Raw genomic sequence first — 24,576 nt, 5'->3', positions numbered from 1 at the left:
AACGCCATGTTGTTGAAGGATCAGGCAGCCATCGTCACCGGCGGTGCATCGGGACTGGGCGCGGCGACCGCGCGAAAGTTGGCGGCGCAGGGCGCCAGGGTCGCGGTGTGCGACCTCAATTCCAAGCTCGCCGAGACCGTTGCCGCCGAGATCAAGGGCGTGGCCGTGGCCTGCGACGTCTCCGATGCCGCCTCCGCCGAAGCTGCGATCGCCGCGGCCACGAAGGCCCACGGCCCGGCCCGCGTGCTGGTCAACTGCGCCGGCATCGGCGTTGCCAAGCGCGTGGTCGGCCGCGACGGCCCGATGGCGCTCGCCGATTTCGACAAGGTGATCAAGGTCAATCTGATCGGCACCTTCAACATGCTGCGCCTTGCCGCCACCGAGATGTCCAAGCTGGAGCCGCAAGCGACCGGCGAGCGCGGCGTCATCATCAACACGGCGTCCGTGGCCGCTTATGACGGCCAGATCGGGCAGTCGGCCTATTCGGCCTCCAAGGGCGGCATCGTCGGCATGACGCTGCCGATCGCGCGCGAGCTGGCGCAGTTCGGCGTCCGCGTGCTGACCATCGCGCCCGGCCTGTTCCTCACCCCGCTGCTCGCCAACCTGCCGCAGGAGGCGCAGGATTCGCTCGCCGCCGCGATCCCCTTCCCGCGCCGGCTCGGCCATGCCGACGAGTTCGCTGCGCTGGCGCTGCACATGGTCGAGAATTCGTACCTCAACGGCGAAGTGGTGCGCCTCGACGGCTCGCTGCGCATGGCGCCGAAATAGGACGCGACGCATGTTCGTGAACCAGCGCGACGTACAGATCCAGTGGGGCGATTGCGACCCCGCCAACATCGTCTACTACCCGCGCTATTTCGGCATGTTCGACGATTCGACCTCGACCCTGTTCGAGGTCGCCGGGTTCTCCAAGCAGGACCTGGTCCGCAAATACGGCCTGGTCGGCATTCCCATGGTCGACACGCGGGCCAAGTTCTACATCCCCTCGACCTATGGCGACTGGATCACCATCGAAACCAGGATCGAGAGCATCAAGCGCTCGAGCTTCGAGGTGAAGCACAACGTCTACAAGGGCGAGGCGCTGGCGATCGAGGGTTTCGAGACCCGCGTTCTGGTCGGCCGCGATCCCGTTAACCCCGAGAAGCTGAAATCGGCACCGTTCCCGGCGGAAATGGTAGCCAAATTCACGGGGAGCTAGGTCTGGAGCTAAATCGCCGCATCGCCAAAAGAGGGGGCTGAATTACCCCCCGAATTCTGCTTTCAAAGAAACACGTAAAGGGAGGAATCAATGAAACGCTTTTACCTGACCGCCGCCATCGCTGCGGCAACGCTTGCTCTACCGGCGCTGCCCGCGCTGGCCCAGACCAGCGACATTACCATCGGCATCAGCGTGACCACGACGGGTCCCGGCGCGGCGCTCGGCATTCCCGAACGCAACGCGCTGGAATTCGTGCCGAAGGAGATCGGCGGCGTGCCGCTGAAGGTGATCGTGCTCGACGACGGCGGCGATCCGACCACCGCCACCACCAACGCGCGGCGCTTCGTTACCGAATCGAAGGCCGACATCATCATGGGCTCATCGATTACGCCTTCGACGATTGCGGTCTCGAACGTCGCCAACGAAGCCGGCATCCCGCATTTCGGCCTTGCGCCCTTCCCGGTCACCCCGGAGCGCGCGAAATGGTCGGTGTCGATGCCGCAGCCGATCCCGATCATGGGCAAGGTTGTGTACGAGCATATGAAGTCGAAGGGCGTGAAGACGGTCGGCTATATCGGCTATTCCGACAGCTATGGCGACCTCTGGTTCAACGACTTCAAGGCCCAGGGCGTGCCGATGGGCATGATCTTGGCCGACGAGGAGCGCTTCGCACGTCCCGACACGTCGGTGACCGGACAGGTGCTCAAGCTCGTCGCCGCCAATCCCGACGCCATCCTGGTCGGCGCTTCCGGCACCGCGGCCGCGCTGCCGCAGACCGAGCTGCGCGAGCGCGGCTATCAGGGCCTGATCTACCAGACCCACGGCGCCGCCAGCATGGACTTCATCCGCATCGCCGGCAAAGCCGCGGAAGGCGTGCTGATGGCTTCGGGCCCGGTGATGGACCCGGAAGATCAGCCGGACGAGGCCGCCACCAAGAAGCCGGGCCTCGCGCTCAACTCGGCCTATGAAGCCAAGTACGGCCCGAACAGCCGCAGCCAGTTCGCCGGTCACTCTTACGATGCGTTCGAGATCCTCAAGCGCATCATCCCAGTGGCGCTGAAGACGGCCAAGCCCGGCACGCCGGAATTCCGCGAAGCGATCCGCCAGGCGCTGCTGTCCGAGAAGGAATTGGCCGCAAGCCAGGGCGTCTACAATTTCACCGAAAAGGACCGCTACGGCCTCGACCAGCGCTCGCGCATCCTGCTCACGGTGAAGAACGGCAAGTACATGCTGGTGAAGTAGACGCAGCGATAGTTTCGAGACGACGAGAGCCGGCCCGATGGGCCGGCTCTTTTGTTTTGGCTTTAAGATTGTCCAGCGTGAAATCGAATCGAGTTCGGCCAACAGCACCGCTCTCTCCGTTCCCTCCCCCCTTGCGGGGGAGGGCAGGGAGGGGGGTGCCACACGGGGATTCCATCCGTCGTGCACCCGCCCTTTGACGCATCATCGACAACCGGCACTTTTTCCTGGGCTACCCCTCTCCCTAGCCCTCCCCCGCAAGGGGGGAGGGAACGCACCGTTGTCGGAGCGCAAGCCGGGTCTCATCCCATCGAGTTTCAAGCCGCCTGCCGCAGCGGGGTCCAGGCGAACTCTGGATAGTAACTGTCCATCATGCGGTCGACATAGGCGGTGAGGTTGGCAAATCCTTCCGCCCGCTGCCGCAATCCGGATTCGAAGAACGGCGTCAGGATCCCGGCGAGCGCGCCGAATGCGGTGGCATCGACACCGCAGGGCTTGGTGCCCATCAGATAGGACTTGTCGCCGAGCTGCACCGACAGCGCGAACAGCGAACGCACCGCGAGATCGACATCGTCATCCGGTCCGTGGCGGCCGAGGCCGGAGAGCAGGTAATTCTCGGCGACGCGGAATTGCGCATCCTCGCGCAGCTTCTCGCGATTGTGCTCCGGTGCGCCGTCGAAGAAATGCGACGGGCCCTTGGCGAAGTTGACCGGATCGACCCAGCGCGCGCCGACCAGCGCCCAATAGACGTGATGCTCGATCATGCGCTCGAATGCCCAGGCCTGCGCGCGCTCGGCCAGTGACAGGCCGGCGTCGAAATCGAAGCCGTAGCGGCGCTCGATATGGGCGCGGATAAAGGTGGAATCGGCCACCGCCTCGCCGCTATCGTCGATGAAAGGCAGCTGCCCCTTGGGCGAAGCGGGCGGCATCGCGCGCTCCTTCCGGTAGGGCAGTCCCGCCATCTTGAGCTGCACCTCCGTCTTGGTGACGAATGGGCTGATTTCCGGCAGGCCGAAACCGGTGCCAAAGCCGTAAAGCGTGATCATGCGAGCTCTCCTGAACCTGCGAAAGTTGACGGAACCTAATGACGGGCTGCTGCCACCATGGTGGCAGCAGCCGTGATATCTTCTGCGAAGCGGGCCCCTCGCCAGGCGCGGGCCATGACGTGGCGGGCCAGCGCGTCCACAGCCTGAACCAACGAGCGAGCCACCATGGTCGCGAGCGCAAGGCGGAGGTCGACGACCATGAGATCGAGGGAGACGAGGCGGCTGAACGCCCAAGCACGCCAGGCTCGGACTTGCAAAGCCTGGAGCTGGAGAGGCTGGGTCCGCCACAACGGAGCGGCCGGGCCAAAATGGGTTGGAACGATCATGGACAAATCCCCTTCAGTCGATGTGTTGTCCCGGTATAGAACTCCCCTGCTGCCAACATCCTGTCAGCAGCCGCGCGCCGCCTTCTGAAAACACCACCGACAAGAGATCCGTCATGAGACGCGCCGATCGGCTGTTTCAAATCATCCAGGTGCTGAGACGCACACGTAAGCCGCTGACGGCGGACGCGATCGCGGCCGAGCTCGAGACCTCCAAGCGCACGATCTATCGCGATATCGCGACGCTGATCGGCCAGCGCGTGCCGATCCGCGGCGAGGCCGGCATGGGCTACATCCTGGAAAAGGGTTTTGACCTGCCGCCTTTGATGCTGACACCCGACGAGATCGAGGCGGCGGTGCTGGGCGCACAATGGGTCGCCGGCCATGCCGACTCGACACTGGCGCGCGCCGCCGAAGATCTGATGGCGAAGATCGCCGACACCGTGCCTGAGCGCCTGCGTCCCTTCGTGCTGGAGCCGGCGAGCCGCGCCCGGCCGAGCTGGAACAGGGAGCCCGACCGCCTCGACATGGCGCGCACGCGCACCCAGATCCACGAAGGCAAGAAGATCATGCTGCGTTATCGCGACGAGCAGGGTCGCGCCAGCGAACGCATGATCTGGCCGATCTCGGTCGGTTATCTCGAAGCGGTGCGCCTGCTCGCGGCCTGGTGCGAGCTGCGCGGCGACTTCCGCAGCTTCCGCACCGACCGCGTGGTGGATGCGAGCTATCTCGACGAGAGATATCCGGAGCGTCGCGACGTGCTGCGGGCGAAATGGCGGCAGAGCCTGGTCTGGGGCCCGCCAAAGGACACATGAGCACGATGGAAGAGACCTCCCCCATCGACCTGTCGAGCTGTTGCCAGAGTTGCGGCGCCTGCTGCGGCTATTCGGCGAACTGGCCGCGCTTCTCGATCGAAAGCGACGAGGAGCTTGCCGCGATTCCCGAAACGATGGTCAACGACCGCCAGTCCGGCATGCGGTGCGAGGGCGATCGCTGCTCGGCCTTGCAGGGCGAAATTGGAAAAGCGACCGCGTGCGGCATCTATGCGGTTCGGCCGGAGGTGTGCCGCACCTGCATGCCGGGCGATGCCGAATGCGCAATGGCGCGGCGGAAATTCGGGCTGCCGGTGATCGAGACCGTTTAGGCGGGGACGGCTTCGCCGATCTCGTCGTCGAGCTCGTCGTCGATCGGCGCAAGCACCGAGAGTGGCTTGGTGGACAGCGTGATCGGCTTGCGGCCGCCCGACAGCGACGGCGTGGATTTGACCAAGCCCTCGCGCGACAGCGCGTAGAGCGTCGAGCCGACACGGCCGCCGTTCTCGATCAGGTCGCGCTCGCTGCAGCTGCCTGCGATCGCGACCGCCAGCGAATGCAGGTGGCTGCGGCGATAGCAGAACAGCGCCAGCTTCGCGCGCGCGTCTGGGGAAACACTCTCAACCAGCCTCGGCAGGCCACTCTCGCTGGCGCGATACATCTCGCCAAGGAGTTCGTCGCGGACCGGGCAAAAATCGCTTTCAAAGGCGTCACGACTTGAAAACATTGCAGTTCTCCCTCGACGGCGAGGATGCAGCGCAATTCTCTAATGAAAGGTTAACCACGCTGCCCGGTAGTCACCCGGGGTCCTTGCGCGCTGGCCACGAATCAGAGGCGCCGGCCGGGACTGCGGTCGCGGCAGTCCTTCGAGACGCCCGCCTTCGGCGGGCTCCTCAGGATGAGGTCTGGAGCTGTTGAAGGACTCTATCCCTCATGGTGAGGAGGCGCGCAGCGCCGTCTCGAACCATGCAGGCCCGGGCAGCCGCTTCGCGGGAAGCCGCCCTCAGTTCGCCGCCATGAACATGGACAGGCCGAATCCGGTGAGATGGTGCAGCGCCTGGTCGACACCGATCAGGGTCCAGAACCAGGGATGCGCAAGATCGACACCGAAATTGGCGGAGACAAACCCCTTGGCACGGTCGATCGTGATGTGGATCACGAAATCGATCAGGGCCACGAACCAGAATTTGGGCGCCACGATCAGGATCAGCGGCAGCGCAACCGCAAGGTGAATCAGGCAGTGCACCAGAAGCGGCAAGGCCCAGCCGTGCTTCTGGTCCTTGCCGTGCGCCATCCAGGCGGTCTGGAGGACGAAATCAGCGATGACGTGCTTGAAGGTGAGCAGCAGCATCCAGCCAATGAGCGCTTCGACCGGAATCGCCGATGACATGGATGGAAACGACAAGCTGACGCCCTCATTGACGTGACAAGAAAAATTGGAGCGTTCAGCGCAACTTCTTCTTGGACCGGTCAAATCGCCGAGACCCGCGATTTATGACATCTCCCGAGACGGAATGCAGCCGGGGGAACCGGAAAATCGCCAACTGTGGCTAACTGGTGATAGGATGACCAATCGCCGCGGCGGAAGCGAGTAAGGTTACCTTCGGCTCGAAATTTGCATTCCGTGACCTGCGCGCTATCATTGCCGATAGAGAATATCGTTCTTTTTTCAGACCTTTACGAATTACGGGGCGCCCGCAGCGATCACATCCGCGAGCCGCCCGCCACCGAAGGAATAAGGCCAGAGTGCTGCCATGAGTACTGAAGGCCCTACCGCGTCACCGCCCCGACGCCCCAAGGTGATCAAGACCAATCAGCAGCAGGTCTTCCTCTACGTCGTGCTGACCCTGCTGTTGTCGCTTGCCACCGTCTGGGGCGGCCGCGCGCTGGTGCACAATTCGGAGACGCTGACTTTTGCCGTCGGCGCCCCCAACAGCGACGAGGCGCTGTTCGCGGCCAAGCTCGCCGCTCTCCTGAAGGACAACGCCTCGCGCTTCCGGATCAAGATCGTCAACAACGCCGACAACGCCAAGGCGCTCGCCCAGTTCGACCGCAAGCAGGCCGACCTCGCCGTGCTGCGCACCGACGCCAAGGTGCCGCTGCGGGCGCGCACGCTCGCGATCCTCGAGCACGATCTCGTGCTCCTGCTCGGGCCCGGTACCAAGAAGATCAAGTCGCTCGCCGAGCTGAAGAAGAAGAAGGTCGCCGTCCTCGCAGAAAGCGAATCCTCGCTGGCCTTCGTCCGCAGCATCCTCGACGTCCCCGACGGCCCGGACGCGGCGAAGATCCAGATGGCGCCGCAGGGCGCAACGCTCGACAAGCTGTTCGCGCCGGCAAGCGGCTTGGGTGCGGTGATCGCCGTCGTCCACGCCTCGAAGGCGGTGCGGGACAAGGCCTATGCGCAGGCCGCCAGGCGCGGCGGCTTTACGCTGAACGCGATCGACGAAGCCAAGGCGCTGGCGCGCAAATTCCCTGGCATTTCCGACGAGACGCTGACGGCAGGCACGCTGTCGGCTTCGCCGGAAATCCCGGACGACGATCTCGACACGATCGGCCTGGAATGGCTGCTCGTGACGCAATCGAAGATGTCCCCGACCACCGCGGGCGAGCTGGCGCGTACCATCTACGAGAACAAGTCCGCGCTCGGCCTCGACAACGGCTTTGCGACCCACATCGAGCCTGCCTCCGTCGAGAAGGACTCCTTCGTGATGGCGCATCAGGGGGCGGCCGACTACATCAACGACGACACCAAGTCGTTCATGGATAAGTACAGCGACCTGATGTATCTGGGCGCTGCCGCGCTCAGCGTCATCGGCTCGATCTTCGCCGCGATCTACGCCAAGATCACACGGATCGCGCCGGAGAAGGCGAGCGAGCTCGCCACCGCGATCCTCGACATCGGCGAGCGTATCGAGCACGCCCGCTCGCTGGACCAGCTCGAATGTCTCCAGGACGAGCTGGAGGGCATTTTGCGCGGCGCCGTCATTGGCTTGCGCGATGGCACGATCAGTACCGACGGGCTCGACACGTTCAAGCTCGGCTACGAATTCGTCCGCGACGAGATCGGTATGCGCCGCGACTACCTCAAACGCCATGCCGGTGAGGCCGAGAAGCTCGCCCAGGACACAGCCCCGCCGCCGCACGACGAGGGCAATCTCGTGGTGGTGAAGACAGCTCAGAGTGCCTGACCTATCGACAGAAAGGTCACACGGCGGCGCCTTGCCGACATGTCCCGCACGTCACCATGCCTGGTCCCGGAACCGTCCCCGCCCGCAACCGTTTGGTTCCGGATACAACCGGGGAAGGCGCCATGCGTACACTCCTCATCATCATCCTTCTGGGAATGCTGGTTGCAGCTGGATATTTCGCTTATTCGGCAATGGCGGTCGAAGGTGAGCCGCTTCCGACGGAAGGCTATGTTGCGTTGGCGCTGGGGGCCGGATTTTCCATTGCTGTCGGCATCGGCTTGATGGTGCTGCTGTTCTTCAGCAGCCGTGGCGGCTATGACGAGCCGCCGCATTTCAGGTAACGGCACGCGCGCCCGTCGTTGACGGCTCCGGCCCGGGCAGGCACTTTGGCGCCGAGGTTCCAGCCGGGACCGCCAACAGACGAAACCGAGCCGCCTTCCCGCATGTCCAAGCCGCTGATCTCCGCTCTGGCCCAGTTCGCGGCCGCCACGGCCGGCCGCAACATGACCAAGGCGGCCTATGTGGCCGTCGCCGGCGGCGTGCTCGGCATGGTGCTGCTGACGGTTGGCCCAGCCTACGAGACCGCGCACCGCTGGGTGGATACCCTGCTGTGGGCCTGCCTCGTCTACTTCGTGTTCGAATGGCTGGTGCGGCTGCGGCACATGGCGCGAACGGGGCGCCTTGCGCTCTACATGTCCTCCTCCGCCGGACTGGTCGATACTGTCGGGGCGCTGGCCGTGCCGGTCGCGCTGATGCTCGGCGCCGATCCCGGGACGGCGTGGCTGCTCAGCGTTCTCTGGGTGCTGAAGGTGGTGCCGGGCATCCCGGGCCTGCGGCAGCTTCGCCGCGTACTGGTTCTGGAATCGGGGCCGCTGGTCAGCGTGCTCGTGATCTTCCTGATGGTGGTCTTCCTGGCCTCGGTCGCCGAATATTTCCTCGAGCGGGACGTGCAGCCGCAGACGTTTGGCAGCGTCCCCGCCGCGCTGTGGTGGGCCGTCGTAACTCTGACGACGACGGGCTATGGCGACGTCGTGCCGGTGACGCCGCTGGGCCGCATGGTGGCGGCGCTGGTGATGATCTCCGGCCTCGGCGTGTTCGGCCTCTGGACCGGCATCCTGGCAACCGGGTTCGCGGCAGAAACGCGGCGCGACAATTTCCTGAAGACCTGGGAATCCGTCAGCAAGGTGCCATTCTTCGCAGCGCTTGGGCCGGCGGCCATTGCCGACGTCACCCACATGCTGCGCACCATGGAGCTGCCGGCGCGCACCATGATCATCCGCAAGGGCGCGCAGGGCGACTGCATGTATTTCATCGCCGCCGGCGAGGTCGAGGTCGACCTGCCCGGCAAGAAGGTACGGCTCGGCGACGGCGCGTTCTTCGGCGAGATGGCGCTGCTCGGCAACAATCTGCGCGGTGCCAACGTCTCGACCACCAAGGTGTCGCGGCTTCTGGTGCTCGACCTGGTCGATTTCCGCATGCTGATGGCGCGTCATCCTGATCTCGCCGAGACCATCGATGCGGAAGCCAGGCGCCGCACGCTCGAAAACAAATAAACGGAGACGAGAATGTCTGATACCGCCGAGGCGGCCTCCGGCCCCGTGTTCGAAATCATCGGCGCACGCGCCACCATCCGCCTCAACAGGCCCAAACATCTCAACCGGCTCCAGGCTGAAGATCTCGGCGAACTGATAATATTGTTCGACCGGGTCGAGGCCGATCCCGATCTCCGCGTGCTGGTGCTGACCGGAACCGGCCGTGCCTTCTCGGCGGGCTATGATCTCAACTCCGTCGCCGAGCGCGCGGTCAGCGCGAGCGAGCAGCAGAGCGCGGGCTCGGCGTTCGAGGTCGTGGTCAACCGGCTGGAGGATCTCGGCGTGCCCACGATCTGCCGGCTCAATGGCGGCGTCTATGGCGGCTCGACCGACCTTGCGCTTGCCTGCGATTTCCGCATCGGCATCGACACCGCCGAAATGTTCATGCCGGCGGCGCGGCTCGGGCTGCATTACTACAGGAGCGGCATCAAGCGTTACGTGACGCGGCTCGGCGTCGACAATGCCAAGAAGCTGTTTCTCACGGCACAGAAGATCACCGCGCCGGAGATGCTGCGGATCGGCTATCTCACCGCCATGGTGCCGGAGGAGATTCTCGACGAGGAAGTCGACAGGCTCGCCGGCGTCCTCGCCGGCAATGCGCCGCAGGCGATGCGCGGCATGAAGCGGGCGATCAACGAATTCGCCCGCGGCGAGCTCGATGAGCAAGCCGCCGACCAGCGCCACCGCGACAGCATGCGCGGTGACGAGATCAAGGAAGGCATCAAGGCGTTCGCGGAGAAGCGGGAGCCAAAGTTCTGATCACGCCCGCTTCGACCGCATCGCGCGCACCTGCGTGAGCTTGGGATCGCGGACGAGCGCCTGGTAGCGTTTACTGTCGACGGCGTAAATCGCGATCCGGCCCTCACTGTCGGCATGAACGCCCCAGCCGAAGCGCTTGCCCAGGCTCGACGCTCTCATGCACGCCTGCCCCCGGGAGAAGAACGCTTCACGTGCCGCACGCTTCTCCGCCTTCGTCGCCCTCACATCGAGCTCGCGTCCCGGCGCGGACGTCGCGAAGATCACGTCGTCGGACGTGTGCTTGTAGGGTGCCTTGGCGATCATCTCGTATTGCAGGCCGGCCACGGTCGGCTTTCCCGCGCGCAGCGGCGGTTCCTCGCCGGCACGCGCGGGACAGTCTTCAGCGACCCGGATGAAGGTGTTGAAGCAGTTGGTCGTGTGCATCGGCTTCGTCATCCGCAATCCAGATCGTTCATCCGACTGCCGCTGCGGCATGCCGCGCGGCCATCTCGGCGTCGGCCGCAGTGATCCGCTGGAAAGCCGGCCGCGACGTCATGCGCTCGGCATAGCGGACGAAGACGTCCTTTTTCGGCACGATCCCGAACATCATCGTCCAGCTGAACGCGACACCCCACAGGACATCCGCCGCCGTCATGCGCTCGCCGAGCAGATACGGCCCGTTCGACAGCTGCGCTTCGAGCGCGCCCAACATGATGTCGTAATCGGCATAAGGCGACTGCGTGATCGGCGCCGGCTCGCGTTGCATGAACTTGTCGATCAGGGCCGGCTCGAACGAGGCGCCGTAATAGGCGATCCAGCGCAGGTAAGGACCGCGCAGCGGATCGTTCAGAGCGGGCGTCAGCCCGGCCTGCGGAAACAAATCGGCGAGATAGATGGTGATCGCGACCTGCTCGGTCACCAGCGCCCCGCGGTGGCGGATCGCCGGCACCTTGCCGAGCGGATTGATGGCGAGATAGGCGTCCTCGCGCTGCTCGCCGGCCTTCATGTTGAGGATTTGGAGATCGTAGGGCGCGCCCAGCTCCTCCAGCAGCACCCGCGTGCCGGTGGCGCGGGTTTGGGGTGAATAATACAGCGTGATGCGGTTCGGATCGGTCATGGCAGGTCTGGTCATGGCAGGTCTCCATCTGGCCGGCTGGCGATGGCGGTTGTAGCGGACCATACCTGACATCTTGTGTCAGGTATGGTTTAAGGGATCATGCGCGCGAACCGGATGATGTCGATCCTCACCACCCTGCAGGCCAAGGGGCAGGTCACCGCGCCCGAATTGGCCGAGGCCTGCGAAGTCTCGGTGCGCACGATCTATCGCGACATCGATGCGCTCGCGGCATCCGGTGTCCCTGTTTACGCCGACCGCGGTGCAGAGGGCGGCTATCGCCTGCTCGACGGCTATCGCGTGCGGCTGAACGGACTGTCGCAGAGCGAGGCGGAGGCGCTGTTCCTCACGGGATTGCCGGGACCGGCGGCGGCGCTCGGGCTCGACGCGGCAATGATCGCTGCGCAGAACAAGCTGATGGCCGCGCTGCCCGCAAATCTGCGCGAAGACGCCGGGCGGATGCAGGAGCGTTTTCATCTGGACGCGCCCGGATGGTTCGGCGAGGCGGAGCAACCAAAGCATCTGCGCACGATTGCCGGCGCGGCTCTGCGCGGAACGCTGATCAAGATCCGCTACCAGAGCTGGCGCGCGCAGAAGCAGCGCCGCGTCGCGCCGCTCGGGCTCGTGCTGAAGGGCGGCAGCTGGTATCTCGCAGGGCAAGTCGACGGCAGCGTGCGCACCTATCGCGTCGCGCGCGTGCTCGACTGCACCGCGCTCGACGATCGCTTCGACCGTCCCGCCAATTTCGATCTCGCCGCTTATTGGCGCGACGCAACGCTGCGTCTCGAGGCCGAGATGCATCCCAATGTCGCGGTCGTCCGGTTGTCACCGTTCGGCGTCAAGCTGCTCGATGCGCTGAGCCAGCCTTACGTCAGGGCGCGCACGCAGCTTGAAGAGACGGCCGACGCGGATGGCTGGCGCATCGCCAGAGTGCCGACCGGCAAGACGTCATGGCATGCGGCGGCCGAATTGCTGCGGCTCGGGCCCGAGGCCGACGTGCTGGCGCCCGCCGACCTCCGCGAGAAGATGGCGGAGATGACGCAGGCCATGGCCGCGCGGTATCGCGCGGCGCGTAAAGCCTGATATCGGCGTATTTCGCCGCAGCCGACGAAACAGTCCTGAAACACGATTCTCGGTCCGCGCCGTGAACGCATTCGCGCTTCGGTCCGACCGAGAAGCAGGGACACAACAACGGCCTTTGCGCCACACTGGAGAATGAAGATGTTTCGCAAGCTTGCACTTGGTCTGATCGCTGCCGGCTCGCTCGGCGTTGCCGCTCTCGCGCCCACCGCCGCGTCCGCTCACGGCTTCCACCATCACTGGGGTCCCGGCTGGGGCTTCGGCGGCGTCTATGTCAACACCGGCGTCAACAATTGCTACCAGGAGCGCGTCGTCCAGACCCGCCACGGCCTGCGCGTCCGCGTCGTGAACGTCTGCGCGTACGGGATCTACTGAACACGCCTGCATCGGCTGGCGCAGCCCCGGTCGCTTCGCGACCGGGGCTCGTCGTCTCAGTACGCCAGGGCTCTCGCCGCCGGCACGCCGCGCTGCAGCGTCACCGATCCGGCCTGATCGTCGGCAAGCGAATTGCGCTGCGATATCCATTGTTCCGCGCGCGATCGCCGCAGCGAGGGGGCGAAGAAGAATCCCTGGGCGACATCACAACCGATCCGGCGTATGGCCTCGAGCGCTTCCTGGCTTTCGACGCCCTCGGCCACGACCTTCATGTTGAACGCCCTTGCAAGTGCGACGGAGGCATCGACGATCTTCATCATGTCGTCATCGGATTCGCAGCCCTTGATGAAGGACTGATCGATCTTCAGCTCGCTGAACGGCAGCCGCGCCAGGGCCGCGAGCGACGAATAGCCGGTGCCGAAATCGTCGATCGCCGTACCGATCTTCTTGATCCGCAGCCGCACCAGAATGTCATTGGCGCGATCGACGTCGGCCATCGCCGTGGTCTCGGTGATCTCCACGATCAGCGACGCCGGAGGGACGTTTTCGCGGCGCAGAGTCCCCTCGATCCGGTCAGGCAATGTCAGATCCGACATGAGCGAGCCCGAGATGTTGACGGCGATGGTAAGACCGGGATTGAGCTCGATCAGCTTACGGCCCTGCGACATCGCCGAGGACAGGATGCAGTCGGTCAGCCCGCGCATGAGGCCGGCGCCCTCGGCGATTGGAATGAAGACCAGTGGCGAGACGATGCCAAACTCGTCCGTGCGCCAGCGCGCGAGCGCCTCGGCGCCTATGACCCGTCCGGTCTGGAGCGCGATCTTCGGCTGGAATTCGACGAAGAACTCGTGGTCGGCGAGGCCTCGCGCAATTCTCTCCGGTGTGACCAGGAGCGACGGCGAGGCCGACGTCGCGGCCAGCGGCGACCGCCGCGGCCGTTCGAGCGCGCTGCGCAGGCGGCTTAGATCTAGCGGCTTGGTCAGGCATCCGCCAAGCGTCAGCTTCAACGCGCTCGTAACCCGCCGTGCCGCCTTCATGATGCGGTCATCGCAGCCACTGATGATGACGATCGACATCGCGCGGAAATTCTTCTCGGCCACGAAACGCAGCAGCTCCACTCCGTCGCGTTCGCCGAGCGACAGGTCGAGGACCATGATTTCGAAGGCTTCGCGCGCCAGAAGCTCGGTTGCGGCCTCGTAAGAGGAAGCGACGACGGTCTCGTAGCCGAGTTTCGCCCCGATCTTGCCGATCAGAACCCGTTGCACCAGATCGTCGTCAACCACCAGAAGGCGGCTTCTCGTTGCGCTCATGACCCATCACTCCAGACATCGGCTGCGTTGATGCTTTCGACATTAGAACGACGGGCTTCGCGGGCTCGTGAATACAAGACTCCTAAAACTTTCCCGATCTGGAAGAATTCATTAGCCACGATTCTGTGGCTTACAAACGGCTGATTATATTGAATATTCTGGAGCCATCGACCAGACGGTATCGGAATGACCCGCCCGAACTGCGGGCGCGATGAACCCGCGGTAAAGCTTCCTATCGGAAGCCGGCAAAAGGCGTTGGCGAGAGGCCGCGCTGCTAGCTAGCCTGCCGCTGCCTGCGAAACCAGGCCCAGGTTTCGCGCGTCGTTCTGAGGTAGCCGCGGCCGCGATGGACGATCTCGCCGTCGACGATCCCGTTCAGCTTCGGCAGCGCGTGAAACGGGATCGAGGGATAGGCGTGATGCTCGACATGGTAGGGCATGTTCCACGCCAACCATTTGACGATCGCGGCGGTATAGGTGGTACGGGTGTTCTGGAAAGCGCTGCGGGTCCGCTCGCAGCCGGTGTGCTCGGCGTACAGATAGGGCCGCAGGAAGAACTGCCCGATGATCAGCGGCACGATCCAGACCCAGAGCAGCAGCGCTGAGGCGAACCACAGCGACAACACGAGCAGCAGCGCATAGAGCGCGACATAGACCCGCGCCTCGGTCACGATGATGGCGCGCCGGTTCTCGGGAATCCAGGGCACGACGACCTTGCCGCTGACGGCATGGCCGAGCATCAGCCGGAGGCGGCCGGCAACCTGGAGCAGGCCGCTATAGGCAATCGCGAGTTGCGCGTCGGATGTCGGCCTGACGCCGACGATGAGCTCCGGGTCCTTCTCCGGATCCTGGGTGTAGCGGTGATGGTCCCAGTGAAACAGGCAGTAATATTCGTAGGGCAATCCGATGATGAAGGCCGAGAGATAGCCGACCGCGAGATTGAGGCCGCGGCTCCTGAACGCCGTCTTGTGCGCCGTCTCGTGCACCGCCATGAACAGGAAGGCGACGACATAGCCCTGCACAGCCATCAGCGGCAACGCCCACAGGACGCCATGACGTGAGGCGACCATCCAGATCAGCCCGCCGACCAGCAGGATCACGCCGTAATGGCCAAGGCTCTGCGCGGCGCCCCTGAGATCGGAGCGTACCGACAATTCGCGCAGCATTGCCGGGCTCAGCGGCTTCAGGCGATGGCCGGACTCTGAAACGGTTGCGTCGGTCATGATCGATGCCCGCCTATTTGCCGAGAAGCTCCGCGACCTCGGCCTTGATGAAGGCCTGATCGCGCGGAATGTTGACAGGGTTGCCGGCCCGGTGGCCGTGCAGTGACGGAATGGGATGGAGCACAGCCGACCTGGCGTTGACGAGACGTCCGAGTTCGTCCTCGTTGTCGCGGACGTCGAAATAGCGATCGGTCGCGCCCGGCATCAGCAGCATGTGCGCCTTGATCGCGGCCAGCGCCCGATCGAAATCGCCGCCGAATGCCGTGCAGCGGCTGATATCGCCGTTCTGCCAGATGCCGATCTGCGCCAGCAGATCATTGGCGTCACGCCGCGCGAACGCCGCGTCCCAGGCACGGACGAGATAGTCCTCCAGCGAGGTGAAGCCTGCCTCGCGCCAGACCTCGTCGCGGTAAAAGCCGTGCGACATCGCCCAACCTGCGTAAACGCGTCCCATGGCGCGATAGCCTGCGACGGGCTTCTCGACGAAGCGGCCGTCGCGGAAGGCCGGATCGCCGGTCAGCGCGCCCTTCACGCTTTCGAGGAAGACGTAATTATAGGGCGCGCACCGCGCGCTGCCGCAGACGACCGCGGCACGCTCGACCATGTCGGGATGCAGCGCCGCCCAGTGATACGCCTGCATTGCTCCCATCGACCAGCCATAAACGAGGGCGAGCTTCGAGATACCGAACCGCTCGGTGAGCAGCATGTGCTGAACCGCGATGGCGTCGTGACAGGTGACTTGCGGAAACGGTTCGGCGGTATTCGACGGCGAGGACGACAGGCCATTGCCGAACAGGTTCGGGATGATGATGAAGTAGCGGGTGGGGTCGAGCACGCCGGCGGGCCCGATCAGCCACTCGGTATCGATGTGCTGCGCGCTGAACGAGGTCGGATAGAGGATGACGTTGTCCTTGTTCGGGTTCAACGTGCCGTAGCTCTTGTAGGCGAGGCTCAGCGCGGGAAAGACGACGCCGGACTGGAGCGTGACGTCTCCGGCCTCGAAAATCTCGTAGTCGCGCTCCGCCGTCATGCGTTCAACTCCCACGCGGCCGCACAGCGCGCCGCCGAACCGACGATGCATCGATCGTGCCGATCTCGCGGACGCGTCGTTGCGTCACGCTTAATAACTGTACTTTTAGTCCATTTATTAACGGCCGGCAAGAAGAATTCGATCGCACCGGCTCAGGCGATGGCAGCCAGATAGCGTGCGACAGACGCCGCGAATGCCGCCTTGGCGCCGGCCGCGACGTTGCGGCCCCACCAGGCACCATAGATGCGATCGAAGACCAGCGGCTCGACGGCAGCCGCAATCCGTCGCACGGCGGCGGCGTTCAGCGGCATGTAGTTCGGATAGGAGTACATGAAGCTGACGAAGCGGCGGTCCATCGTCACCTGCGCGATATCGCCGGTGAGCAGCGCGCCCCTGCCATCCGCGCCGCGCGACCAATGCAGCATGGTCGCGCCGGGAAAGTGCCCGCCGGTGCGCAGCAACTGCACATCGTCCGAGATCCGATGCTGATCGCCGGTCCAGTGCACGATCGATGAATGCGGACGCGTCACCCATTCGCGGTCGTCCGCATGCAGGTAGACCGGCACGCCGCCGAAGGCATCGCTCCAGTCGGCGAGCGCACCATAATAATGTGGATGCGAGATCGCGATCGCTTTCAGCCCGCCGAGCGAGCGGACCTGCGCGATCGCCTCCGGTGTCGCCAGCGGCACGCAGTCCCACATGACGCAGCCGCCTCCCAGCGGCACCAGCAGCGCCCGCTGGCCGATGGCGAAGCTGGGCTCGAGCGCGATGCCGGACAGGCCGAGATCCTCGCGCCAGAGCACGCGGTGACGTTCCGAGAGCGTCTCGCGCGTGATGAAGGTCTGGCCGTTCCAGCCGACGAACTGCCGTTCGTCCTCGCAGATCGGACAGGACGCGGGCGGATTTCCGCTGTCCGGGAATTGCGCGCCGCAGGTTTCGCAGGTCCACAGAGGCATGGTCGTCATCCAGCTGTTGCAAATACGGTCGGAACCAACGCGATGAGGGCAGGTTAGATTCCGATCAGCGCCGGCACAATGGGCTGGCAGTCTGCGCGTGGCGCGAGACCCATTTGATCGACAGGAGCATTTTCAACGTCTCGATGACATCGCGCCCTTCATCACCCAGTCTCTGGCCCCTGTACGCAGTCAACTTCTTCATGGCCGACATGCAGTCGGGCATCGGACCGTTCGTCGGCGTGTTCCTTCAGGAGCGCGGCTGGGCGAGCGGATTGATCGGCACCGCCATGACGATCGGCAATGTCGCGGGCATGCTGGTCACGACGCCGATCGGCGGCTTCATCGATTCCAGCCGCAACAAGCGGCTGTGGCGTGCTCGCCTTCTTCGTCACGGGATGGTGGGGCGTCGAGCCGATGCAGGTGCTCGACGGCATCGGCACCGGCCTGCAGACGGTAGCCGTCCCCGGCATGGTCGCGCGCTCCCCCAATGGCACCGGCCGCATCAATCTCGGCCAGGGCGCAGTGGTTACTGTGCAAGGCGTCGGCGCGAGCCTTAGTCCGCGCTCGGCGGCTGGATCGCGCAATGGATCGGATACGGACCGACCTTCCTGCTGCTCGGCGGATTTGGGCTGGCGTCGATGGCGCTGTGGCTGGCGTTCGGGACGCACGTGAAGAAGTATTAGACCGTCATTGCGTGCTCCTAGGAGAACTCCACCACGATCTTGCCGAAGTGTCCGCCCCGCTGCATCAGCCGCAGTGCGTCGGGCACGGCATCGAAGCCGAACACGCGGTCGATCACTGGCTTCATCCCGTTGCGCCCGATCGCGGCGGTCATGCCCTCGAACATGCGGCGGCTTCCGACGGAGAGGCCGATGACGTGCAAATTCTTGGAGAACAGGCTCGGGATCGCGATCTGCTGCGAGAACCCGGAGAGCACGCCGATCACGAGAATGGTCCCGCCGACCCTGACAGACTCGAGCGACTGCGCAAAGGTGTCCTTGCCGCCGACCTCGACAACGTGGTCGACGCCGCCGCCGGTCCAGTCCGAGGCCGCCTTGCCCCATTCCGGAACCGAGCGGTAGTTGATGGTGTGGTCAGCCCCGAGCGCGCGGGCGCGTTCGAGCTTCTCGTCGCTCGACGAGGTCACGATCACACTTGCGCCGGCGAGCTTTGCGAATTGCAGCGCGAAGATCGATACACCGCCGGTGCCCTGCACCAGCACGATGTCGCCGGGCTTCACATTGGCTTCCTCGAACAGCGCGCGCCATGCCGTAAGCCCCGCGCAAGGCAGCGTCGCAGCCTCCTGGAACGAAAGATGCGAAGGGATGCGGCTGACCCCTTCGGCGTCGAGCAGCATGACCGCCTGCAACACACCCGGCCGCGTGCCGCCGAGCGCGTAGCGGCGACTGGTCGCCGAGACCTTCCCGTCGATCCAGGACTGGAAGAACATCGGACAGACGCGATCACCGACCACGACGCGAGCAACGCCCTCGCCGACCGCGATCACCTCGCCGGCACCATCCGAGAACGGGATCAGCGGCAATCTGGTGACTCCACCCTTGCCCTGCACCGTGAGCAGATCGCGATAGTTCAGTGATGCCGCCTTCATCCGCACCGCGACCTGGCCGGGGCCGGGCGCGGGCTCGGGCAGATCGGCCAACTCCATCCCCTCGATCGACCAGTCGCGCGCGACCTGCCAGGCTTTCATGGCAAATGCTCCGTCTCAGGTGCCGAAGCTCTTCTGGACCGCCTTGTCGAGCGTCTCGCCGCCGACGAACCGCTGGCGCAGCTCGCGCTTGAGCAGCTTGCCGCTCGGGTTCTTGGGCAGCGCGTCGACGAAGATGACCCGCTTGGGCACCTTGAAATGCGCCATCTGGCCGGCGCAGTGCCTGATGACGGACTCTTCGTCGAGCCTCTCGCCGCTCTTGACCACGACGATCGCGGTCACCGCCTCGATCCAGCGCGGATCGGGCAGACCGACGACGGCGACCTCCGACACGGCGGGAATGCGATAGACCATCTCCTCGACCTCGCGGCTCGCGACATTCTCGCCGCCGGTCTTGATCATGTCCTTGACGCGGTCGACCACGGTGATGTGGCCCTCGTCATCGACCGTGGCGAGGTCGCCGGAATGAAACCAGCCCCCGGTGAACGCGGCCGCGGTCTTCACGGGATCGTTATAATAGCCGGACAGCAGATGCGGCGAGCGGTGCACGATCTCGCCGACCTCGCCCACCTTCACGTCCTCCATCGCCGTGTTGACCACGCGCGTCTCGACATTGAGCACGGGCTTGCCGGCCGAGCCGGCCTTGCGCAGCTGATCCTCCGGCCGCAGCACGGTCGCGAGCGGCGCGATCTCGGTCTGGCCGTAGAAGTTCCAGAATTTGACGTCGGGCAGCCGGCGCTGCAGTTCGAGCAGCACCTCCACCGGCATGATCGAGGCGCCGTAATAGCCCTTCTGAAGCGTCGACAGATCGGTCTTGTCGAAATTCGGCGAGCGCAGCATCGCGATCCAGATCGTCGGCGGCGCGAAGAAGGAGGTGATCTTGTGGGCCTGGATCAGCGCCAAAATGTTGTCGGCGGTCGGCTTGCCCGTGATGACGCCGGAGGCGCCGAGATAGATCTGCGGCCCCAGAAAGACGTCGAGCTGCGCGCAATGATAGAGCGGCAGCGCGTGCAGAAACTTGTCGTCCACGCTCATGCCGCCGTCGATGATGCAGCTGACGTACTGCCACATCACGGCTTCATGGGTCAGCATCGCGCCCTTGGGCAGCGACTCCGTGCCGCTGGTGTAGACGATCTGCGCGAGGTCGCGGCTGTCGACGGACGCTTCCAGGAACGAGCCGTCGGCGGCAAGAAGATCATCGAAAGTGGTCAGGCCCGACGGCGCCGTGGCGGGATCCTCGCCCGGCAGCCAGATGATCTTCTCGACCGCGCAATCCCTCGCGCTTGCGGCGCGTGCGGGCTCGACGAAATCCGGCCCCGTCGCGAGCAGCTTGGCTCCGGAGCTTTTCAGGATGAAATTGATCTCGTCCGGATTGAGCATGAAGTTGATCGGCACCAGCACCGCGCCGATCCGCGCCAGCGCGAAGCGCAACGCGGCGAAAGCGTGCGAATTGCGCGAGAGCACGGCCATGCGGTCGCCCTTCTTGACGCCGAGAGCGAGCAGGCCGCGGCCCAGCCGGTTGCAGATCGCGTCCATCTCCGCAAAGGTCCAGCTGATATTGCCGCAGCTCACCGCGAGCTTGTTCGGCTCGCGGCCCGCCGATCGACGCAAGAGATCGCCGATGGAATGCTCGCGCGCTTTGGATATGGTGGCTGCGGTGTCGTTCGACATTTCCATTCCCCTCAAGATCTGCAATTTACGCGACGTTCCGAGCCCTAACGTCCGCCAGGCTCTTCCATCGCTTTTCGAGTTGCGCGAAGCGTAGTCGGCGCTGTCGGCTGCGTCAAATTCCTGCGCGCTGGCGTCATGACGCAAGAATTGCATCCTCGCCGCGGCAACTTTAGGCTGGCGCGCCAACTATAAATATTGGGGGAAATGTCATGTATCGGATCGCGCGCGCCGCCTTTGCGGCCGGGCTACCGCCGACTACGTGTTCGGCCATTCGCTCGAGCGCGACACCAGCGATGTCGTGAAGGCCGCGGGCGGCAAGGTGCTCGGCAGCGTCAAGCATCCGCTCAATACCGCGGACTTCTCCTCCTTCCTCCTTCCTCCTTCCTCCTTCCTCCTTCCTCCTTCCTGCTGCAGGCCCAGGCCTCCAGAGCCAAGATCATCGGGCTCGCCAACGGCGGCGATACCATCAATGCGATCAAGCAAGCCGGCGAGTTCGGCATCGTCGCCGGCGGCCAGAACCTCGCGGCCATCGTGATGTTCATCTCCGACGTGCACAGCCTCGGGCTGAAGCTCGCGCAGGGGCTGATCATCACCGAGGCCTATTACTGGGACCTCAACGACAAGACGCGCGGCTTCGGCAAGCGCTTTCTGGAGCGCGTCAAGCGCATGCCTACGATGAACCAGGCCGCAACCTACAGCGCGGCGCTGCACTATCTGAAAGCCGTGCAGGCCACCGGCACCAAGGATACCAAGACGGTGATGGCGAAGACGCGCGAGCTGCCGGTGAAGGACGCCTTCACCGACAACGGCACACTCCGCGATGATGGCCGGATGGTGCACAGCATGTACCTGTTTCAGGTCAAGAAGCCCGAGGAATCCAAGGGTCCGCGGGATTATTAAAAGCTGCTCGCCGAAGTCCCCGCCGACCAGGCTGTCCGGCCGCTGAAGGACGGCGGCTGCCCACTGGTGAAGTAACGCTTTGCACACATTGTGGACCTGCCTTCCGTGACAGGGCGGGTCCACGACATTGCATCGCACGGAAAAACGAGCGAGCGCTCTCTCAGAAAATTCTGGTCCGCCCCCTTTCCCGATGGCTGCTCTCTGCGCTAGGAATGACGACAAGGGTGTAAAGCCCACGCCTGGATCAACAACATCGCCACAAGATCCGGGAAGAAATTTAGGGAGGCAGCGTGAATCTCGCGCGCCGACGACCTTGGACGAACGCGTTCTCGACGGAAGCGCTGTGCACGCGCATTCTGGAGCGTCATCGCGACTCCATCCGCGTCCAGAAGCCACGTCTCGCCGTCGCAAATCTCGCGCGCATCATCGGTGCAACCCTCACGCTCTCCAACAAGCAGGGCTTTCACGCCACGACGCTGCGCCAGCTCGCGGAAGCCTCCGGGCTGAGCATGGGCGGCCTCTATACGTATATCGACAGCAAGCCCAGGCTCCTGTCGATGATCCTCGACGAAGTCGCGGCAACGACGACCGAGGTGCTGACAGCGCCCCCCGACGACGTCAGGGACGACGCCCACAAGCACCTCGACTGGATCATCGCGACCCACATCCGCATGAGCGAGGCGATGCAGCCCTGGTTCGTCTTCGCTTTCATGGAGGCGAAGTCCTTTCCGCCAGCGGAACGCCAGCGTGCGATCGACATGGAAGCCATGACGGAGAAGATCATCGCCGACGTCCTCAGGCAGGGCGTCGCCAGCGGCGCCTTCACGATCGACCATGTCAAGCTCACGGCGTCATTGATCAAGCCGCTGCTCCAGGACTGGTACGTCAAACGCGCCAAGTATCGCAAGCGCGGCACGTCGATCGACGGCTACATCGATGGAGTCGGCAACCTCCTGAGCGCCGCCTTGTCGAATGGCAACCGCACGAACGGACGCACGTCCGCCAGGGCACGTGCGAGGCCAAAGCAGATGGCGCACCCATAGTCCCAGGAAGGGCCAAACGATGAAGCGTTTCCGGTTCAATCAGCAAGAGATCGTCTTCGCCGTCTTCGCGCTGCTGTTTCTGGTGTTTTCGATCTTCCTGCGCGGCTTTCTGACCGCAGACAACATGCTGACGCTGCTCCAGAACGTCGCGGTGCTGGGCATCCTCGGCCTTGCCATGGCGATCGTCGTGATCGGGCGCGGCATCGACATCTCGTTGATCGCAGCGCTGGCGGTGCCGCCGGGGCTGGTCTTGCAGATGGTGCAGAACGGTCACTCGCTGCCGGCTTCGCTGCTGACCGCCGTACTGCTCACGATCGCCTTCGGTCTCGTCAATGGCTGGCTGATCGCATACGCCGAAGTCCCCTCGCTGTTTGCGACGCTCGCAACCGGCCTGCTCCTCGCCGGTCTCGGGCAGGCTGCGCTGTTCCAGCTCGACGTCGTGCAGTGGAGTCCCGGTATGGACGGCTTCGAGCGGCTCGGACAGGGCACCGTTCTCGGCATTCCGACGTCGATCTGGATGTTCGCGATCGCCTGCATCGTGGTCGCGTTCCTGCTGCGCAAGACGCGCTGGGGTGCCTATATCTACGCGATCGGCGACAACCCCTACGCCGCACGCGTGACCGGCATCCCGGCCCGCCCGATCATCGTCCTGCAATATGTGATCACCGCCCTGATTGGCTGCTTTGCCGGCCTCGTGATGGCGGCTTCCGTCAATTCGATGCCGACCCGCGTCTTCAACTCGACACTGATCTACGATGTCATCCTGGTCGTGGTGCTCGGCGGCATCGGGCTATCCGGCGGACGCGGCGGCGTGCTGAACGTCGTCATCGGCACGCTCGTGATCGGCACGATGCTCAACGGCATGACCATCATGGACATCTCCTATGCCGGCCAGAACCTGATCAAGGGCGTGGTCCTGCTGCTCGCCGTCATCACGGATTCCTTCCTGAATCCACGCAACGAAGAAACCGCACAACAGGGCGACATCTGAACCAACGACAACAACGACAACCACAACCAAGGAGGAAGCAATGAAGCATTTCGGAAGCCCGACCAAGGCCATCCTTGCCGCACTGGGCCTTGCGGCCATGACTGCACCGGCCCTCGCCCAGCAGGGCTTGGACGAGCCGTTCCAGAAGCCGTTCAAGGAGGCACTGGCCGGCAAGACTGTCGCCTATGTTCCGGTCGCCATGAACTTCGACCTCACCGAGGGCTGGTATGCCGGATTGAAGAAGGAGCTCGAGCCGTTCGGCGTCAAGTTCGTGATCCGCGATGCCAACTGGAACACCAATGCCGGCGCACAAGCCGTCACGTCGCTGATCTCGGAGAAGCCGGCGGTGATGGTGGTCCATAATCCCGACGTGCAGACCTATGCGAAGCTGCTGCAGCGCGCGGAGAACGAGGGCATCTACGTCATCCAGATCAACATGGGCTCGGCCTATCGCAGCTCCGCCTTCGTTGGCGCCAACTGGGTCGAGATCGGCGAACGCCAGACCGAAGCCGTGGTCAAGGCCTGCGAGGGCAAGTCGAACAAGATCGCGATCATCCAGGGGGCGCTGTCGGCGGCCGCGAGCGCCTATACGCTCAAGGGCGTCGAGAACGTGCTCGCCAAGCATCCTGAAATCAAGGTGGTGTCGAGCCAGGCCGCCGATTGGGACGCCGCCAAGGCCAAGGCGATCACGCAGACGGTGCTGAAGCAGAATCCCGATCTCTGCGGCATCGTCGGCTTCTGGGACGGCATGGACATCGGCACCGCAGCGGCCGTCAAGGAAGCCGGCCTCACCGGCAAGGTGTTCGTGGCGACGTCGGGCGGCGGCGAGCGCAAGGGCGCGTGCGAGCTGGTGAAATCAGGCGCGTTCGATCTCAACATGAGCTACGACGTGCCGACGCAGGCCGCGCAGATGGCGGGCACGATCAAATGGCTGCTGTCGTCTGGCGTCAAGCCCGGCTCGATCAAGGGCTCGGAATACACGACGCTGATTCCGATCACCAAGGAGAACGCCGACAGCCAGACCGCCTGCTGGAACCTCAGCGACCTCAAGAAATAGCTGTCGCGACGCAAGACCCAGGCGT

General features: G+C 64.4%; 26 protein-coding genes and 2 pseudogenes. 16 read left to right on the top strand and 12 right to left on the bottom strand.

The features are described from left to right. Nucleotides 1-6: 6 nt before the first annotated feature. The 3 genes from NR187_RS02100 (at nucleotide 7) to NR187_RS02090 (ending at nucleotide 2,440) form a co-directional block, all read left to right on the top strand. The gene (locus NR187_RS02100) at nucleotides 7-768 is read left to right on the top strand and encodes an SDR family NAD(P)-dependent oxidoreductase (protein WP_256805612.1); all 762 of its coding nucleotides are present in this window, start codon (nucleotides 7-9) and stop codon (nucleotides 766-768) included. A gap of 10 nt (nucleotides 769-778) precedes the next feature. Next, nucleotides 779-1,198 carry a thioesterase family protein gene (locus NR187_RS02095; protein WP_211382010.1) on the top strand — a complete coding sequence of 140 codons (420 nt, stop codon included), beginning with the start codon at nucleotides 779-781 and terminating at the stop codon, nucleotides 1,196-1,198. A gap of 90 nt (nucleotides 1,199-1,288) precedes the next feature. Next, complete coding sequence (locus NR187_RS02090) at nucleotides 1,289-2,440, top strand: ABC transporter substrate-binding protein (RefSeq protein WP_256805610.1); 1,152 nt, start codon at nucleotides 1,289-1,291, stop codon at nucleotides 2,438-2,440. A 314-nt stretch (nucleotides 2,441-2,754) separates the two neighbouring features. Here NR187_RS02090 and NR187_RS02085 read toward each other — a convergent pair whose 3' ends face one another. Both NR187_RS02085 and NR187_RS02080 read right to left on the bottom strand, forming a co-directional pair. After that, complete coding sequence (locus NR187_RS02085) at nucleotides 2,755-3,483, bottom strand: glutathione S-transferase family protein (protein WP_256805609.1); 729 nt, start codon at nucleotides 3,481-3,483, stop codon at nucleotides 2,755-2,757. Between the two features lie 35 nt (nucleotides 3,484-3,518). Then, nucleotides 3,519-3,809, bottom strand: coding sequence for a hypothetical protein (locus NR187_RS02080; protein WP_211382007.1), 291 nt, complete (start codon nucleotides 3,807-3,809; stop codon nucleotides 3,519-3,521). Between the two features lie 113 nt (nucleotides 3,810-3,922). Here NR187_RS02080 and NR187_RS02075 point away from each other — a divergent pair, with 113 nt between their 5' ends. Further along, nucleotides 3,923-4,621, top strand: a complete 699-nt coding sequence (locus NR187_RS02075; RefSeq protein WP_211382006.1) for a YafY family protein — start codon at nucleotides 3,923-3,925, stop codon at nucleotides 4,619-4,621. Between the two features lie 5 nt (nucleotides 4,622-4,626). After that, nucleotides 4,627-4,950: a YkgJ family cysteine cluster protein gene (locus NR187_RS02070; RefSeq protein WP_211382426.1), complete on the top strand. Its 324-nt coding sequence runs from the start codon at nucleotides 4,627-4,629 to the stop codon at nucleotides 4,948-4,950. On the opposite strand, the gene NR187_RS02065 is transcribed toward NR187_RS02070, so the two are convergent. Together NR187_RS02065 and NR187_RS02060 are read right to left on the bottom strand one after the other, a co-directional pair. Next, nucleotides 4,947-5,345: a hypothetical protein gene (locus NR187_RS02065; protein ID WP_256805608.1), complete on the bottom strand. Its 399-nt coding sequence runs from the start codon at nucleotides 5,343-5,345 to the stop codon at nucleotides 4,947-4,949. The genes NR187_RS02070 and NR187_RS02065 overlap by 4 nt on opposite strands. Nucleotides 5,346-5,621: 276 nt before the next feature. After that, complete coding sequence (locus NR187_RS02060) at nucleotides 5,622-5,969, bottom strand: DUF3307 domain-containing protein (protein ID WP_211382425.1); 348 nt, start codon at nucleotides 5,967-5,969, stop codon at nucleotides 5,622-5,624. A 403-nt stretch (nucleotides 5,970-6,372) separates the two neighbouring features. Here NR187_RS02060 and NR187_RS02055 point away from each other — a divergent pair, with 403 nt between their 5' ends. The 4 genes from NR187_RS02055 (at nucleotide 6,373) to NR187_RS02040 (ending at nucleotide 10,157) form a co-directional block, all read left to right on the top strand. Then, complete coding sequence (locus NR187_RS02055) at nucleotides 6,373-7,806, top strand: TAXI family TRAP transporter solute-binding subunit (protein ID WP_211382004.1); 1,434 nt, start codon at nucleotides 6,373-6,375, stop codon at nucleotides 7,804-7,806. 122 nt (nucleotides 7,807-7,928) lie between these two features. Beyond that, on the top strand, nucleotides 7,929-8,147 hold the full coding sequence (locus NR187_RS02050) for a hypothetical protein (protein WP_211382003.1): 219 nt from the start codon (nucleotides 7,929-7,931) through the stop codon (nucleotides 8,145-8,147). 102 nt (nucleotides 8,148-8,249) lie between these two features. Further along, nucleotides 8,250-9,359, top strand: coding sequence for a cyclic nucleotide-gated ion channel (locus NR187_RS02045; RefSeq protein ID WP_256805607.1), 1,110 nt, complete (start codon nucleotides 8,250-8,252; stop codon nucleotides 9,357-9,359). A 12-nt stretch (nucleotides 9,360-9,371) separates the two neighbouring features. Further along, a complete protein-coding gene (locus tag NR187_RS02040) occupies nucleotides 9,372-10,157 on the top strand; it encodes an enoyl-CoA hydratase/isomerase family protein (protein ID WP_256805606.1) in 786 nt (261 codons plus the stop codon). Here NR187_RS02040 and NR187_RS02035 read toward each other — a convergent pair whose 3' ends face one another. Next, nucleotides 10,158-10,592, bottom strand: a complete 435-nt coding sequence (locus tag NR187_RS02035) for a DUF6157 family protein (RefSeq protein WP_211382000.1) — start codon at nucleotides 10,590-10,592, stop codon at nucleotides 10,158-10,160. It lies immediately after the preceding gene. Nucleotides 10,593-10,608: 16 nt separating this feature from the next. Beyond that, entirely contained in the window at nucleotides 10,609-11,253 is a 645-nt protein-coding gene (locus NR187_RS02030; RefSeq protein WP_211382424.1) for a glutathione S-transferase family protein, read from the bottom strand. 99 nt (nucleotides 11,254-11,352) lie between these two features. On the opposite strand from NR187_RS02030, the gene NR187_RS02025 reads away from it, so the two are divergent. Beyond that, nucleotides 11,353-12,333 (top strand): YafY family protein, encoded by a 981-nt coding sequence (locus NR187_RS02025; RefSeq protein WP_256805605.1) that lies wholly within the window; start codon nucleotides 11,353-11,355, stop codon nucleotides 12,331-12,333. Nucleotides 12,334-12,471: 138 nt separating this feature from the next. Further along, nucleotides 12,472-12,705, top strand: a complete 234-nt coding sequence (locus tag NR187_RS02020; RefSeq protein ID WP_211381998.1) for a hypothetical protein — start codon at nucleotides 12,472-12,474, stop codon at nucleotides 12,703-12,705. Between the two features lie 56 nt (nucleotides 12,706-12,761). On the opposite strand, the gene NR187_RS02015 is transcribed toward NR187_RS02020, so the two are convergent. The 4 genes from NR187_RS02015 to NR187_RS02000 form a co-directional block, all read right to left on the bottom strand. Further along, nucleotides 12,762-14,015: an EAL domain-containing protein gene (locus tag NR187_RS02015; protein ID WP_256805604.1), complete on the bottom strand. Its 1,254-nt coding sequence runs from the start codon at nucleotides 14,013-14,015 to the stop codon at nucleotides 12,762-12,764. Nucleotides 14,016-14,289: 274 nt separating this feature from the next. Further along, nucleotides 14,290-15,237: a fatty acid desaturase gene (locus NR187_RS02010; protein ID WP_256805603.1), complete on the bottom strand. Its 948-nt coding sequence runs from the start codon at nucleotides 15,235-15,237 to the stop codon at nucleotides 14,290-14,292. Nucleotides 15,238-15,250: 13 nt separating this feature from the next. Then, entirely contained in the window at nucleotides 15,251-16,267 is a 1,017-nt protein-coding gene (locus NR187_RS02005; protein ID WP_211381995.1) for an alpha/beta fold hydrolase, read from the bottom strand. 152 nt (nucleotides 16,268-16,419) lie between these two features. After that, nucleotides 16,420-17,223 (bottom strand): MBL fold metallo-hydrolase, encoded by an 804-nt coding sequence (locus NR187_RS02000; RefSeq protein ID WP_256805602.1) that lies wholly within the window; start codon nucleotides 17,221-17,223, stop codon nucleotides 16,420-16,422. Nucleotides 17,224-17,366: 143 nt separating this feature from the next. Here NR187_RS02000 and NR187_RS34865 point away from each other — a divergent pair. Next, nucleotides 17,367-17,906, top strand: a pseudogene (locus NR187_RS34865) (MFS transporter). Nucleotides 17,907-17,923: 17 nt separating this feature from the next. Here the strand turns inward: NR187_RS34865 and NR187_RS01990 are convergent. Together NR187_RS01990 and NR187_RS01985 are read right to left on the bottom strand one after the other, a co-directional pair. Then, on the bottom strand, nucleotides 17,924-18,931 hold the full coding sequence (locus NR187_RS01990; protein ID WP_256805600.1) for an NAD(P)-dependent alcohol dehydrogenase: 1,008 nt from the start codon (nucleotides 18,929-18,931) through the stop codon (nucleotides 17,924-17,926). 15 nt (nucleotides 18,932-18,946) lie between these two features. Continuing rightward, on the bottom strand, nucleotides 18,947-20,560 hold the full coding sequence (locus tag NR187_RS01985; RefSeq protein WP_211381992.1) for an acyl-CoA synthetase: 1,614 nt from the start codon (nucleotides 20,558-20,560) through the stop codon (nucleotides 18,947-18,949). A gap of 247 nt (nucleotides 20,561-20,807) precedes the next feature. Between NR187_RS01985 and NR187_RS01980 the strand changes: the two are divergent. The 4 genes and pseudogenes from NR187_RS01980 to NR187_RS01965 all read left to right on the top strand — a co-directional run. Then, a pseudogene (locus NR187_RS01980) lies at nucleotides 20,808-21,535 on the top strand (ABC transporter substrate-binding protein); the annotation flags it as partial. Between the two features lie 215 nt (nucleotides 21,536-21,750). Beyond that, the gene (locus NR187_RS01975) at nucleotides 21,751-22,503 is read left to right on the top strand and encodes a TetR/AcrR family transcriptional regulator (RefSeq protein WP_211381991.1); all 753 of its coding nucleotides are present in this window, start codon (nucleotides 21,751-21,753) and stop codon (nucleotides 22,501-22,503) included. A 19-nt stretch (nucleotides 22,504-22,522) separates the two neighbouring features. After that, a complete protein-coding gene (locus NR187_RS01970; RefSeq protein ID WP_211381990.1) occupies nucleotides 22,523-23,494 on the top strand; it encodes an ABC transporter permease in 972 nt (323 codons plus the stop codon). A gap of 40 nt (nucleotides 23,495-23,534) precedes the next feature. Next, on the top strand, nucleotides 23,535-24,551 hold the full coding sequence (locus NR187_RS01965; protein ID WP_256805599.1) for a sugar ABC transporter substrate-binding protein: 1,017 nt from the start codon (nucleotides 23,535-23,537) through the stop codon (nucleotides 24,549-24,551). Nucleotides 24,552-24,576 lie beyond the last annotated feature (25 nt).

Origin of the sequence: Bradyrhizobium sp. Bra64 (assembly GCF_024519875.1) — a bacterium.
Lineage (GTDB): Bacteria > Pseudomonadota > Alphaproteobacteria > Rhizobiales > Xanthobacteraceae > Bradyrhizobium > Bradyrhizobium japonicum_G.
Note: the sequence above shows the minus strand (reverse complement) of the source record. Positions and strands in the feature narration are given on the sequence as shown.